Source organism: Claveliimonas bilis (assembly GCF_020892095.1).
Lineage (GTDB): Bacteria > Bacillota > Clostridia > Lachnospirales > Lachnospiraceae > Claveliimonas > Claveliimonas bilis.
This window is the reverse complement of the sequence record NZ_AP024845.1, coordinates 1,946,172-1,960,196: the sequence shown is the minus strand read 5'-3', so window position 1 is coordinate 1,960,196 and position 14,025 is coordinate 1,946,172. Positions and strand designations below refer to the sequence as shown.

Genomic DNA, 14,025 nt, shown 5'->3' with positions numbered 1-14,025 from the left:
TAAATAATAGCTTATTTATTCGTATTTTTCAATGGTTCATTTAAAATCTCTGTGCCCGGGAGGACAAATTCGCCCTGTTCCAAAATAACAATCTCCCTGCCGTCCCCGGTCACAACAGCAATTTTCTCCAGTTCTTCATAGGGGATGGTAATATCAGTATGACAGTGAAAATATGCCTTGGACACATCCTCTTTTCTTTTTACAGACACGGAATTATCTCTTGCCATGATCTCTTTGCCGTTAGGGTTATAGACCTTAATATCCTCGCTCCAGCTGTAGCAGGTATCTCCCACCGCAAAATGAGGTCCCATCTTCTCCGCGATCAGAATCGGCAGCTTATCCTCGATTTTATATTTCTTTGCCGCTGCATAGGCAGTCGTGTTTGTTCCAATGGCAAACTCTCCCAGAGGAAGGGACGGATGTTTATGGAGGATATTATCGTGGATATATTTTTTTCCCTCCTCCTCATTTTCAAAGTTGCCGCACCGGTAACCTGTGACCATTCCATCAGCAAAGGTAAGTTCCAGATCCTGATACTGCAGTTCATTCAAGTATACCCTGCTGACATGGAGCGTTCCTTCTGTTCCTTCCAATACAGGAGAGGTGAATACTTCTCCCACCGGAATATTTACATCAGCCACACAGTTTTCAAAGATCGTTTCTCTTTCCGGATCCTTAAGCGGGAAAAGCTGCACCTTCATGTCTGTCCGGTTCCCGTTTCCTCCGATCACCCGGACGTATTTTCCCTGGTCGAGAGCGTCTATGATCGTCTGCTGTACTTTTGTATAAAGTTTCGCGTCCAGGGTATTGATCTTCACAACCTCGTCGAAGATCTCTTCATATTTCTCCCCGATCTCCGGAACAGGATAAGCAATAATCGTAAAGCTTCTCTCCTCTCCTTTGATATACTGATTGGTCAGCTGGCCTGATCTGGAGTCAAATAAAAGCTGCTGCTCCTCCTGCTTCTCTGTCAGAGATATGGCTTCCTCTTTCGGCTCCGGGCTAAAAGGCTTTTCTCCGAAGGTTTCCATGACAGCCGGTCCCGCCAGACCTGCTGCCAGATCCTTATGCCTTTCATAGACCGTCTTTATCACTTCTAATTTCCGCTCTGTAAAACGTTTATTCAAAAACAGGCCCTGATCATTTCTGTGGTCGTAATCATACTGCTTATTAGGATTGCCTCCACAGTAACCTACTTTCGCCGTTCCCCGCTTTGTCAGCCCACTGACAGCAGCCCGGTAGACGATCGGCCTTAGTCCCATCTTTGCAAAATTTTCTATCGCCGCTTTTATCACACGTTCAAATCCCAGCACATAGCGGATATTCACTGTACTCTTCTTGGACAGGTCTTTTCCGGTATTGACAAAACCGATCCGGTAACCTTCCGTGTACACATCCGCCATTTTCTGAATCTTTTCTTCCGGGAGGGACATAAGATGCTTTGCTGTACGGATCTCATTTTCGCTGATATATTCTCCGAAATAGTAAAGATATCTGTAATCGGAAAGATCGCTGTTCTCTATGATATCTACCGCAAACCGTTCCGACGGATCGATCTGCTCAAGAATCCGGTCCGCCACAAACACATCGCAGTAGTCGCTGGCATACCAGTAAATAATTTTCTTCAGCTCGCCTTCATCCGGAGATCCCTCATCCTCAAAGCAGTTATAAATCTCCACAAAAAGCTCATACAGAATATCCAGATATTCTGTGTGCTGCTCAAACACCCAGACGATTCCCCCTCGAAGTTCCGTATAGAGGAAACTTAATATCTGTCCGTACTCCTCTCCCAGCTTCTCTTGTGCATAAGCCGGATTCGCATAGCTTGTCTCATAATGTTCCGGCAGAATATCCTCATACAGCTTTTGATTCCACTGCTCCAGATCTTCCAGAGACAGTTTCCTGTATGCTCCGGAATCTATATTTTCTTTTAACCGATCCAATAAAAGAATAAATTCCGCAGTCTTCCGAAAATACGGGCGAAACTTTTCCGCCGCCGTATTTTCACCCGGAATCTGCGAAATTCTCTCCATCACAAGTTGATATCGCTCTTCAATCATCTAAAAAAGCCCCCTTACAAAAATTCCAGCCATACCCAGAAGAAAGACTCCATTCAGTGCAATCCCCACTTTACAGGTAATATAATTTTTTTCCCGTTCTTTCAGTCCCTGTATTCCGGCCTTTAATCCAGATACCGCAAGGACGACCACAAGGATTCCGCAAAGCCCTATCAGGATGCCTACATCTCCTCTGGTTATGTAAGAAACTGAAAAGATCAAAACAAGAATAAAGAGGGCGCATACAGCTAAAAAACAGGACTTTATTCCCCGGCGGGAATGTTTCAGCTGCGCCTGCCCGTATTTCCGGCTTCTCCTTTTCATTTTTTCTTTTTCTATCTTTCTTTTTTTTCGCTCTTCCGCCCTGTCATCCGCGGCTTCTTTCAGACTTCTTAGAAACATGCCTTCTCCTTATCGCTGCGCAGACAACAAATACAAGGTACCCTGCTGCGCCTCCTACTGTATTTAAAAGCAGATCATCCACATCAAAACTTCCTACCATAGTAAGAAGCTGGAATGTCTCCACGCATAAACTCAAACTGAAACTGTAAAAAACTGCCGAGAAAAAATTTCTGTATGTACTGGCCATAGGCAGAAAAAAGCCAAACGGAACAAAAATCAGGACATTTCCCAGCAGATTAGATGCAACTGCATAAAATCCCAGCTGTTCCCGATATTGCCAGAATCTCTTTATTTCCTTAAAAAGGACGAGGTTGTAACTATACTGTGTCCTTACCCCCGTCCTTCCATAGAGATCTGAAAACAGAAGAAAATATACAATAAATGCAATATACAGAATAAATAGGATTTTTCCAAATATACGCAGCCGCCTGTTTTTTTTATGACTCAATCCTTCACCTTCTGACACTTTTTAAAAAATCAATCCATTCTTTTCCTTCAGAAGGCGAGCGCCGCTTACGATGGAAATTACGCCGGCTGCAACACCGACAACGATCATGATCACGCCGATAACAATACTTCCAGCCCCGGCGCTTCCCATTGCTTTGTATGCCTTTTCACTCATAAAAATCCCTCCTGTTTATTTTACTCCGTAGGTTTCATAGTATGCATCGATCGCCGCTTTTAACGCATCGTCAATAATAACTTCTCCGTTGCACTCCTGATTATACAGGCATTCTACCACCTCGTCCATGGTAACGATCGCTGCCGTGTCAAATCCGTACAGATCCTTAATCTCTTCGAGAGCGCGCTTTTTGCCGCCTTTCCCTACTTCCATACGGTCCAGAGACACCATAAGACCCACAATAGTCACATCTGCCGCTCCTCTGACTTTCGGTACTGTCTCCTCCATGGATTTACCGGATGTTGTCACATCCTCGATCATGATGACTCTGTCGCCGTCTTTCAAACTGCTGCCAAGGAAGCTTCCCTTATCAGCGCCGTGATCCTTCTCTTCCTTACGGTCGGAGCAGTAACGCACTTCTTTTCCATACAGTTCACTGTATGCGATCGCTGTCACAACTCCCAGCGGGATTCCCTTGTAAGCAGGTCCGAACAGTACGTCAAAATCATCACCATACCTGTCATGGATCGCTTTCGCATAATATTCACCAAGCTTCTTTAACTGTGAACCGGTTACATAGGCGCCTGCATTCATAAAAAACGGGGACTTCCTTCCGCTCTTCAATGTGAAATCTCCGAATTTGAGCACCTGACTTTCTACCATAAACTGTATAAATTCCTGTTTGTAGCTTTCCATCTTTCTTAAAACCTCCGCATTTATAGGGTTCAAATTCTTTACAATTTTACCATACCCTATAAATATTTTCAATTCAGGAAGTGACACAATACCAATTTTATAAATCCTTTTATTTTGAAAACAGTAAAAAGGAGACTGCCATATCTTCCAACAGTCTCCGGTAAAGTTTCTTAATATATTTTATTTCTTCCTAAGTTTTTAAGCTGTGAAAATACGTTTTCATGCTCTACCTGCCTTAAATGTTCCCGGCAGGATCCGTCTTTGTTCAGCTCGTATTTTCTCGTCATGAATACATTCAGTACCTGGAAAATCATAACCTTATGCATTATCATTCTCATTTTGTCAATTCTAACTATTTCACAAATTCTTTCTCATCTTTTTATGCATTTTTTTGTTTTTCTCGCGCCTTGCATTGGATATAATATACGACTATTTTCTGATCCATTTTTTCAGCCTTGATTCACTCCTGCACCACTCCTCTTTCTTTTGGTTCCAGTACCGTTCCATTTGTTTGTCATCCAGTCCTTCTACAAACTGCTTCTTAAAAATCAGAAACTCTTCAAGATCCATCAGGATATGATACAACACTGCCCTTCCCTCAAATTCCTCCCGAGTCACGGGAAGCGGTTCCTTCTTCATCTCACTGAAGATTCTTTCCAGTCTGCTAATTTGCTCGTCCGGAAAATTAACCTCTACCACGAAAGGAGTCAGATAAAGAATATATTCCGCAATGATCATGGCCTGCCGGGGAATTTCCCGAATCTTCTTAATCTCATAATGAAGGTTGTGAAGGATACCCACCTGTTTCATACGCATCTCAAAGTAATCTATATAATATCCCGGATAGGAGTGAAAAGTATTGTCCTGATACTCACACGCATCCCGGATAAACATATCCAGATCACACTCCAGCAACCTGATTTCCTCCCATACATTTACCTGTATATCCTTTCCAGCGAGATATGCTGCCAAGCTCCCGAGGATTTTCTGCAGACGGTTCTCCGTGTCCCGCATACTGTTGATCAACCCGTTTTTCTGATTTTTATAGTCATAGAACAGGTTGAGGATAAAAGCGATGGCGATACCAATTACAACAAGTAGAAACTCATTTATAACAAAGTAATATCCGAAATCTTTTGTCATAAGAAAATGAGTTCCTATTACCGAATTTACAGACATGGTGGCTTGCCATCCCAGCGCATGACAGACTGTCATGACTACAAACATAAAGATGCCGTAGGCGATCCACTCACTTTTCATCTGCCCGATTGTAAGCTCTGCCAACAAAACAGTGAAAAAGAAAGAAAGCAGTCTGTACACAGATAGTTTTACTGTTTCCCATTTTGTCGTCACAAGAGTAAGCAGCGCAATACCTCCCGCCGATGCAGCATACTCAAGTCCCATCCGCTCTGCAATATAGATGGCTGCGCTGCTCCCCACCGCTATCTTCACTGCCCGGAGCAATATTTTTTTCCACTCCTTTTTTCTGTCCACATCATTCTTCCTTTCCTTATAATTATCCGATCTGTTTGATAAATTAAATATCTCTTTCCTTTTACAGCTCAAAAGACAGAAAAGCCATACAAAGATCATAGCAGAAACTCTTTGTATGGCTCATTGGCAAAAATTTAGGTTTGGCTTTCAGCTGTCTGCTGTTTGCTGATCTGCTTCACAGGGTCTAAAACTTCTCTATCCCCGCGTTATTTGATAAAGCTTACATGTTTACAGATTTCTTCAACGGCTTTATCCTTTTTCTCGTTGAAGATAACCTTATTCTCCTCGAACAGGTTTCCCCCGTGGGTGTCAATGGACACGATCAACGGCCCGAATTCTTGCACTCTGCAGGTCCACAGCGTCTCCGGCATACCAAGATCCTTCCAGTTGGCATCCTCGATCTCTTCTACTGTCGCCGCTGCGACTACTGCGCATCCCGCTGGGAATACACAGTGCAGTGCTTTGAATTCCTTGCAGCCCTTCATGGTTCCTTCTTTCATTCCTCCTTTCCCGACAATCAGTTTCACGCCTGTTTCGCGGATGAACTCATACTCAAATTTTTCCATTCGCATACTGGTCGTAGGTCCTACAGATACCATCTCATACTTGTCTTCCTCCCCTTTTACCGGGCGGACGATAGGCCCCGCATGGAAGATAGCGCCTCCCTCCAGATTCACAGGCAGTTTTCTTCCTCCTTCGATCAGACGTCTATGGGCTACATCACGGCATGTGGTAATATGTCCGTTCAGATAAATGATATCTCCGATATGGATATCCTCTAAATCCTCTGCTTTGATAGGTGTTGTAAGTATTTTCTTTGCCATTATAATTCTACCTCCTTATGAGAAGTGATCGTATAATTCAGGTCCTTATCAAACTCAATATGTCCTCTTCTGTGTGACCAGCATCCTACATTAACAGCTACACCGATAGTGGAAGGATGTCTCGCCGTATTCTCGATATGTACACCCATGACGGAATAGTTTCCGGACATTCCCTGAGGACCCAGGCCAATTGCATTGATCCCGTCCTCCAGCAGCTTCTCCATCTCAGCGGCGCGGGCGTTGGGATTATGCGTTCCCAGAGGACGCATGAGCGCCTTCTTGGAAAGGAGAGCGGCAGTCTCAACAGATGTGGCCACTCCCACGCCTACAAGCAAAGGCGGACATGCATTCAGTCCATAGCTTGTCATGACATCCATCACAAATTTTGTCACTCCCTCATAACCTTCCCCGGGCATCAGTACCATGGCTTTTCCCGGAAGAGTACATCCGCCGCCAGCCATGTAAGTGTCGATAACACACTGATCATTGTCCGGCACAATCTCCCAGAATACAGTGGGCGTTCCTTTGCCCACGTTTTTCCCGGTATTATATTCATCAAATGTCTCTACACTGTTGTGGCGGAGCGGCGCATCAATAGTCGCCTGGATCACCGCTTCTTTCAGGAGAGCTTCTACTTCCCCGATCAGCGGAAAGTTTACGCCGCATTTTACGAAGAACTGCAGCACTCCGGTATCCTGGCAGCTGGGACGGTCCAGTGTCTTCGCCAGCTCCTGGTTCTTAAACATGGCGTCATAAATGGTCTTCGCCAGTTCACCTGTCTCCTTTTCCCTCAGCTCTGCCAGCTTGGTACGAACGTCATCGGGAAGGACTTTCCCTGTATAGGCGACGAATTTTGCCATAACGTCCGTCATTTTCTTTACTGACTGCTCCTTACTCATTTTTAACTTCCTCCTTTTCATTTCTTCTCATTTTCTAAGACTCGGCACTTATGCCGCTTTCATACATCTTCCGTTCATGTTATCCCGAAGCCCTCTTCACCCTTTTTTATGTACTCTACATTTTACGGATAGAATGGGAAAAAGACAGGCAGAAGAATAAGGCTTACTACTGTGGAGACCAGAATCAACGGCAACCCCGCTTTTACATAGTCTGTAAACTTATATCCCCCGGGAGCCAGTACCATGGTGTTAGCCGGCATTCCAATGGGGGTAGCATATGCGCAGGAGCCTCCAATGACCGTTGCCATCACTACCGCACTGGGGTCGGCTCCCATTCCCTGAGCGATCGAGATACTGATAGGCACCAGGAGCGCTGTTGTAGCTGTATTGGACATGAAATTGGTCATCACGCAGGCAAGGACAAATACCACGACCAGCAATAGAAACGGAGAGGCGTTATCTCCGATCATACCAATAACTACCTCCGCTATCTTCTCTCCTGCTCCAGTGACCTCAAGTGCCTTTGCCAGCGACAGAGTCCCTCCGAACAGGAAGATGGTCTGCATATCGATTGACCTGATGGCCTGTTTCTCGGAGATAACCCCGGTCAGGATCAGCAGGATCGCTCCGATACCTCCTGAAATAGCCAGGTTGATCCCGATGACATCTTCGAAGATCATAGCCAGGATGGTGAGCACCAGGATGACCAGTGCCAGATACTGCTTCCAGGCCGGTACATTGCTGTAATCCACTTCCTCGTCAAATGTAGTCTCTGTCTTCACGCTGGGCTTATCCGGCAAAAGCTTATACCCGATAGTAGCAAAGAACAGGATACCCGCGACCAGCATGGGGAGGCCGATCTTGCCGTAATCAAAGAACGCGAAGTTCAGTCCTATGTCCTGCAGCGCCGCCTGTGCAATCAGATTGCCTGGCGCTCCGATGAGGGAAATATTGCCACCCATGGCCGCCGCAAATACGAGCGGCATCAGCAGCTTCGACCGGGAATAGCCGGACTTTGCGGCGATTCCGATCACTACCGGTATCAACACGGCTGCGGTCCCTGTGTTTGACAGGAATCCGGACATCGCACCTACCACGACCATGATCGTAACGATCAGCTGTCTCTCAGTCTTGGCAAACTTCGTTACGATACCTCCCAGTTTGTTTGCCATACCTGTCTCAAAGAGCGCTCCTCCTACAATAAACATCGCCACGAACAGGATCACGTTTGTATCGATAAACCCCTCAAATGCCTCCTCGATGGAGAGCACGCCCGTTACCACCAGCGCAATACAGACGATCATGGAAGTAAGTGCAAGCGGTATCTTCTCCAGCACGAACATGACGATCGCAAACGCCAGCAGAATCAGTGTGATTATCATTGGATCCATCTCTCATTCCTCCTTATCGTTGATATTTGATAATGTATCCATTTCTTGATTAAACAATAATATGAAACAGCCCTCACGTCAACACTTTTTTCACTTTTCGTGCTTTTCCATGAAAACAGAGTTGTTTTTTTGTGCAAAACAGACAGAGCAGAACAATGACTGCAGCCACTGCCCTGCTCTGTATCATTTTCTGTTTCCTTCTTTTTTGTACTATACGGAAAATCTCGTCAGGATATTCTCCATGCTACGGATAATATGATCGTACATCCTGCTCCGCGCCTTCTGCTCATCATTAGCCTTAATGGCCTCCAGGATCCGGCGGTGCTCGTACATGGATATCTTGGCATAATCCTCCTCTGTCACCTTATGTCCCATGGAAAGCCCGTTCCAAAGCGATGAGAGAAAGGACTTCATCTTCTCGTTGTCCGCCGCAGTCCAGATTGCCATATGAAATGCCTGGTTCCCGTCACTGTATGTGCCGAAATCATTCTCATCCAGTGCCTTCTCCGTGGTCTCATAGGCGTATACGATATCAGAAATATCTGTTCCCGGCCTGCTGGCCCGTGCCGCCGCCTCGCTCTCCAAGAGTGCCCTGGTCTCGTAGTGATCCCGGATCGTCTTCTCGTTCACTCCCAAGACGATGGCCCCTTTGTTGGGTCTGAGGCGTATCAGGCCGTCGGATGCCAGAATCTGGAACGCCTCGCGGACCGGTGTACTAGATACCCCCAGAGCCTGTGCCGTTCCCTCCAGGGTCAGCTCCTCTCCCTCCTTCATCTCCCTCTTCAGAATTGCCTCCCGGAGCGCGGAAGCCACCTGTTCTCTGGCCGGGAGCAACTGGATCTTCTTCATGTTTCTCATTGCCGCCTCCACCTTTCTGTGAATCTGTCTGCATAGTACATATAATATTCCTTCAGCGCTGCGCCTGCTGCCCCGGCATCCCTCTTTTCCACCGCCTCTGCTGCCTCCTGGAGCATATGCAGCACCTGCCCCTTTTCCGTCAGATTACTTATCGCATAGGACACATACCCGTCCATGACTTTGTTCTGCAGTTGTTCCAGATAGGGATTATCTGCCATATGGATCAGACATTCGTGAAATTCCATTTCATATTGGATCTTATGATCCGGGTCAGATACTTCTTCCATAAACTGCAGGATCTTTCTTAGTTCTCTGCCTATACCGGACAGATCCGAGGTCACATTCTCCCCGTCCTTTCTCTGTTTTTCCAGTATCAACGCCACGAGCTCTGCCTCTATGGTTCCTGCGATCCAAAATACAGCATGGATCTGCTGACTGTCAAGAACCACTGCCTGAATATGCCGATTCGGCATCCTTCTGGCGAATCCATCCTGCACCAACGTTTGCAGAGCTTCCCGCACAGGCATCCGGGATACTCCCAGCATCTCTGCCAGCGCCTCCTGCGCCAGTTCCTCACCTGGCTTCATATGCCCGCTTAATATTTCATCCCGAATGGACTGCGCAATCCGGTCCTTTGTCTGAATATTTCTTAATGTTTTCATACCCTTCCCCTTGTCTACTTGTTTCTGCCCCTCCGCATCAGATATCTAATATTGTATCCAATACACCGTGACATATTAGGGGCAAACGGTATTAACCGACAGCCCCATCGCCTTTTTCATAAACTTATTCCACGATTCCGACCATCTCTTCTACTGTCGCAAATCCATATCGTTCCATATATTTTTCAATTCCATCGATCACTTCCATGGTAACAGCCGGATTATGGAAGTTTGCCGTTCCTACCGACACCGCCGATGCGCCTGCCAGAATAAATTCTATGGCATCCTCTGCGCTCTGGATGCCTCCCATTCCGATCACCGGGATCTTTACTGCATGGGATGCCTGATAAACCATGCGCACGGCAACGGGATGTACCGCCGGACCGGACATGCCTCCTGTTTTATTAGCCAGGGCAAAGGCACGCTTATGAACATCAATCTTCATTCCTGTCAGGGTATTAATGAGAGAAACGGCGTCAGCGCCTCCTGCCTCTGCCGCTTTTGCAATCTCTGTAATATCGGTTACATTGGGCGTCAGCTTCATAATAATGGGCTGTTTTGCAATGTTCTTAATTTGAGCTGTCAGCTCTTCCACATGGCGGGCATCCTGTCCGAACGCCAGAAATCCGGCATTAACGTTGGGACAGGAAATATTAATTTCCAGCATATCTGCCGGCTCATCGGCAAGACGCTCTACAACAGCCAGATATTCTTCAGGTGCGTGGCCGCACACATTGACAATGATCTTTGTATCATACTGCTTGAGATAAGGAATATCTCTTTTGCAGAACAATTCAATCCCCGGATTCTGCAGACCAATGGCATTTAACATGCCTCCATATACTTCCGCCACCCTTGGCGTGGGATTTCCTGTCCACGGCACGTTGGCAACGCCCTTAGTCGTCACTGCTCCTAACTTATTCAAGTCTACAAAATCAGCAAATTCTTCCCCGGATCCGAATGTTCCGGAGGCCACAGTAACCGGATTTTTCCATTCCACTCCTGCAATGGTTACTCTTGTATCAGCCATTATAACTCCACCTCCGTCGATAAGAATACCGGCCCGTCTTTGCAGACCCTTTTGTTATTGACGTTACTGTGGGCATCCTTTTCTTTGGTTCGGCACACACAGCCAAGGCAGGCGCCGATACCGCAGGCCATTCTCTCTTCCAGAGAGATATAACACTCAATACCCTTTTCTTCCGCATAGTTTTTAATGGCTCTCAGCATAGGTGTGGGGCCGCAGGCATAGATCACATCCGCTTCCAGTGCCTTTTCCTCCACTACATTCATCACGTTTCCCCTGGTTCCCACGCTTCCGTCTTCTGTAGAAATATAGACTTCGCCGCATGCTTCAAACTCTTCCTTCAGGAAAGTCTGCCTGTCTCTGTAACCTACAATGATCTGCTTCTTTTCACAGCTCATCTGCTTTGCCAGCTCCAGGATCGGCGGAACTCCGATTCCTCCGCCCATAAGAAATACTCTTTTCCCTTTTGCTCTCTCAAGGGGAAATCCATTGCCAAGGGGACCGATAATGGACAGCTGTTCTCCTGCCTGCATCTGTGAGAACTGTTCTGTCCCGGTATGCTCTCCGGTCACGCGGTATACCACCCGCAGAGCGGATTTTTCTTTATCAATCTCACAGATACTGATGGGACGGGGAAGCAGCTTCGTCCCGTCACTTGTATACATGGAAATAAACTGTCCCGGCCTTGCGCTTTTTGCCGCCTCTGTACGGATCCACATGCTGAAGATCCCATCTGCCAAAGAAGCCTGCGATATCACCTGGACCTGTTCTTTTTTCTTTGTCATTTTCTCTTTTCTCCTGCTTTTTATCAGCTTTGATTTTTGACCGTCAGCACAATACACCTTTCGGTTCCTAACGGTTCTCCAGTGCGCCCCTGATGTCGGCGATCATATCTTCTACTGCCGCCCTGGATGCGTCTCCAAACGCTTCCGGACCAAAGGAAGCATATTTTTCCTGCTTATAAGCTGCTATGATGCCTCTGGAGGAATTAACGATCGCACCAAGTCCATCCTCGTTGAAGAAATGTACAAGATCTTTTCCCTGGCCTCCCTGTGCGCCATATCCTGGAACAAGGATGTAAGCCTTCGGCATGATCTTACGAAGGACTTTTCCCATTTCAGGATAAGTTGCGCCTACAACAGCGCCAATGTAGCTGTAGGAACATCCCATACATTCCTGTCCCCACTCATTTACCTTTTCGCCTACCAGTTCATACAGCGGGCGCCCGTCGATGAGACGGTCCTGGAACTCACCGCTGGAAGGATTGGAAGTCTTCACCAGGATAAAAAGTCCCTTCTGCTCTTTTTTGCATACATCGATAAAAGGCTTTACTCCGTCAGAGCCAAGATAAGGATTGACCGTTACAAAATCCTCGTCAAAGGGCGCATAAGTCTTGCTGCCCACCTCAACCTTTCCGATATGCCCTGTTGCATAAGCCGCGGAAGTGGAGCCGATATCTCCCCGCTTAATATCTCCAATGACTACCAGACCTTTTTCTTTGCAGTAATCTACTGTCTTTTTAAAAGCCATCAGTCCCGGAATACCGAACTGTTCATACATGGCAATCTGCGGCTTTACAGCCGGAATAAGATCCCATGTCTTGTCCACGATCTCTTTGTTAAACTGCCAGATCGCCTCTGCAGCGCCTTCCAGCGTCTCGCCAAATTCCACGAAAGCTTTTGTTTTCACCTGTTCCGGAATATATCCAAGCATGGGATCCAAGCCTACTACAATAGGCGCTCCTGTTTCTTTTATTTTTCTTACCAATTCATTAATCAATGATTTTTCCTCCTTCGTATACGATTCTTCCACCGGCAATGGTACAAACAACCTCGCCTTTTACCTTGCGCCCGTGAAACGGCGTATTCTTTCCTTTTGACAAAAATGTATTTTTATCGATCGTATATTCTTTTTCCGGATCAAAGATCACGACATCCGCAATCTTTCCTTCCGACACGGATCCCCGGTCATGAAGTCCCAGTATCTTCGCCGGATTCCAGCTCATTTTTTCCGCCATCTGCATAGGGGTAATAATTCCTGTTTCTACAAGTTCTGTGTACGTAAGAGCCGCTGAAGTCTCAAGTCCTACAATACCAAATGCAGCCAGCTTCATGGAACGGTTTTTTTCCGCCTCCGCATGGGGAGCGTGATCCGTTGCGATCACATCCACCGTACCATTCCTTAATCCTTCTTTGATAGCTTCCACATCTTCTTTGCTGCGAAGAGGAGGATTCATCTTATAGTTTCCGTCATCTTTCGTAATATCATCTGTTGACAAAATAAAATGATGCGGGCATACCTCTCCTGTAACATCCAGCCCTTCCTCTTTTGCAAGCCCCAGCATTTTAATACTGTCCTTGGTAGAACAATGGCAGAGATGAAGGCGCACGCCTGTCTCCTTAGCCAGCAGGATATCCCTTGCCACGATCACATCCTCCACAGCGTTGGTGATGCCTTTCAGCCCCAGTTTCTCCGCCTTTTTATCGGCATTCATCACGCCGCCTTCCACCATGGTGATATCCTCACAGTGTGCAAAGACAGCAAGGCCTTCTTCTTTTGCCAGGTTCATCCCTTTTCGGTACAGGGATGCGTTCATAACGGATTTTCCATCCTCGCTGATGGCGTGGCAGCCGTTTTTCGCCATTCCCCGGATATCTGCCAGTTCTTTTCCCTCCTGACCGACTGTGACAGCGCCAAGCTGGATCACATTGGTAAGAGATTCCCTCTTGGCGCGCTCCATCACTTCTTTTACCTTTACGCCGTTATCGATCACCGGTTTTGTGTTGGGCATAGCACACACAGTAGTCACGCCGCCTTTTACCGCCGCCCGGCCTCCTGTCGTCAACGTTTCCTTATACTCCAGCCCCGGATCTCTGAAATGTACATGCAGATCGATAAACCCCGGCATGACGTAACACCCCTTTGCATTGATGACCCGCTCTGCTTCTGTCTCTATCCCGCTGTCTACTCTGGTAATTCTGTCACCATCGATCAATACATCACAGATTTCATCCCTCTTTGTTTCCGGATCCAGGACACGCCCCTCTTTGATTAAGATTGTCATAGATTTCCTATCCTTTCTAAAAAACTACA

The 14,025-nt window shown here is 46.8% G+C and carries 16 protein-coding genes; all 16 read right to left on the bottom strand.

Annotated features, from left to right (window positions below; translation table 11 throughout):
* Positions 1–11 precede the first annotated feature (11 nt).
* The gene (locus tag EUBC25_RS09600) at positions 12–2,060 is read right to left on the bottom strand and encodes an aminopeptidase (protein ID WP_230105271.1); all 2,049 of its coding nucleotides are present in this window, start codon (positions 2,058–2,060) and stop codon (positions 12–14) included.
* Complete coding sequence (locus EUBC25_RS09595; RefSeq protein WP_230105270.1) at positions 2,061–2,459, bottom strand: DUF6142 family protein; 399 nt, start codon at positions 2,457–2,459, stop codon at positions 2,061–2,063.
* Positions 2,425–2,907 (bottom strand): VanZ family protein, encoded by a 483-nt coding sequence (locus EUBC25_RS09590; protein WP_230105269.1) that lies wholly within the window; start codon positions 2,905–2,907, stop codon positions 2,425–2,427. The genes EUBC25_RS09595 and EUBC25_RS09590 overlap by 35 nt, the downstream gene beginning before the upstream one ends.
* A gap of 21 nt (positions 2,908–2,928) precedes the next feature.
* Positions 2,929–3,081 (bottom strand): hypothetical protein, encoded by a 153-nt coding sequence (locus tag EUBC25_RS09585; protein WP_230105268.1) that lies wholly within the window; start codon positions 3,079–3,081, stop codon positions 2,929–2,931.
* Positions 3,082–3,096: 15 nt separating this feature from the next.
* Positions 3,097–3,777 (bottom strand): orotate phosphoribosyltransferase, encoded by a 681-nt coding sequence (pyrE, locus tag EUBC25_RS09580; RefSeq protein ID WP_230105267.1) that lies wholly within the window; start codon positions 3,775–3,777, stop codon positions 3,097–3,099.
* Positions 3,778–3,947: 170 nt separating this feature from the next.
* Complete coding sequence (locus EUBC25_RS09575; RefSeq protein WP_230105266.1) at positions 3,948–4,103, bottom strand: hypothetical protein; 156 nt, start codon at positions 4,101–4,103, stop codon at positions 3,948–3,950.
* Positions 4,104–4,206: 103 nt separating this feature from the next.
* Positions 4,207–5,271 (bottom strand): aromatic acid exporter family protein, encoded by a 1,065-nt coding sequence (locus EUBC25_RS09570; RefSeq protein ID WP_230105265.1) that lies wholly within the window; start codon positions 5,269–5,271, stop codon positions 4,207–4,209.
* 206 nt (positions 5,272–5,477) lie between these two features.
* Positions 5,478–6,095: a L(+)-tartrate dehydratase subunit beta gene (gene ttdB / locus EUBC25_RS09565; RefSeq protein ID WP_230105264.1), complete on the bottom strand. Its 618-nt coding sequence runs from the start codon at positions 6,093–6,095 to the stop codon at positions 5,478–5,480.
* On the bottom strand, positions 6,095–6,994 hold the full coding sequence (ttdA, locus tag EUBC25_RS09560) for a L(+)-tartrate dehydratase subunit alpha (RefSeq protein WP_230105263.1): 900 nt from the start codon (positions 6,992–6,994) through the stop codon (positions 6,095–6,097). The genes ttdB and ttdA overlap by 1 nt, the downstream gene beginning before the upstream one ends.
* Positions 6,995–7,116: 122 nt before the next feature.
* Positions 7,117–8,385, bottom strand: coding sequence for an SLC13 family permease (locus EUBC25_RS09555; protein ID WP_230105262.1), 1,269 nt, complete (start codon positions 8,383–8,385; stop codon positions 7,117–7,119).
* Between the two features lie 210 nt (positions 8,386–8,595).
* On the bottom strand, positions 8,596–9,243 hold the full coding sequence (locus EUBC25_RS09550; RefSeq protein ID WP_230105261.1) for a GntR family transcriptional regulator: 648 nt from the start codon (positions 9,241–9,243) through the stop codon (positions 8,596–8,598).
* On the bottom strand, positions 9,240–9,905 hold the full coding sequence (locus tag EUBC25_RS14870) for a GntR family transcriptional regulator (RefSeq protein ID WP_304999990.1): 666 nt from the start codon (positions 9,903–9,905) through the stop codon (positions 9,240–9,242). The genes EUBC25_RS09550 and EUBC25_RS14870 overlap by 4 nt, the downstream gene beginning before the upstream one ends.
* Before the next feature lie 124 nt (positions 9,906–10,029).
* Complete coding sequence (locus EUBC25_RS09535) at positions 10,030–10,935, bottom strand: dihydroorotate dehydrogenase (protein ID WP_230105260.1); 906 nt, start codon at positions 10,933–10,935, stop codon at positions 10,030–10,032.
* Positions 10,935–11,717, bottom strand: coding sequence for a dihydroorotate dehydrogenase electron transfer subunit (locus EUBC25_RS09530; RefSeq protein ID WP_230105259.1), 783 nt, complete (start codon positions 11,715–11,717; stop codon positions 10,935–10,937). The genes EUBC25_RS09535 and EUBC25_RS09530 overlap by 1 nt, the downstream gene beginning before the upstream one ends.
* A gap of 67 nt (positions 11,718–11,784) precedes the next feature.
* On the bottom strand, positions 11,785–12,711 hold the full coding sequence (gene pyrF / locus EUBC25_RS09525; protein WP_230105258.1) for an orotidine-5'-phosphate decarboxylase: 927 nt from the start codon (positions 12,709–12,711) through the stop codon (positions 11,785–11,787).
* Positions 12,704–13,996, bottom strand: a complete 1,293-nt coding sequence (locus tag EUBC25_RS09520) for a dihydroorotase (RefSeq protein ID WP_230105257.1) — start codon at positions 13,994–13,996, stop codon at positions 12,704–12,706. The genes pyrF and EUBC25_RS09520 overlap by 8 nt, the downstream gene beginning before the upstream one ends.
* Positions 13,997–14,025: the final 29 nt, after the last annotated feature.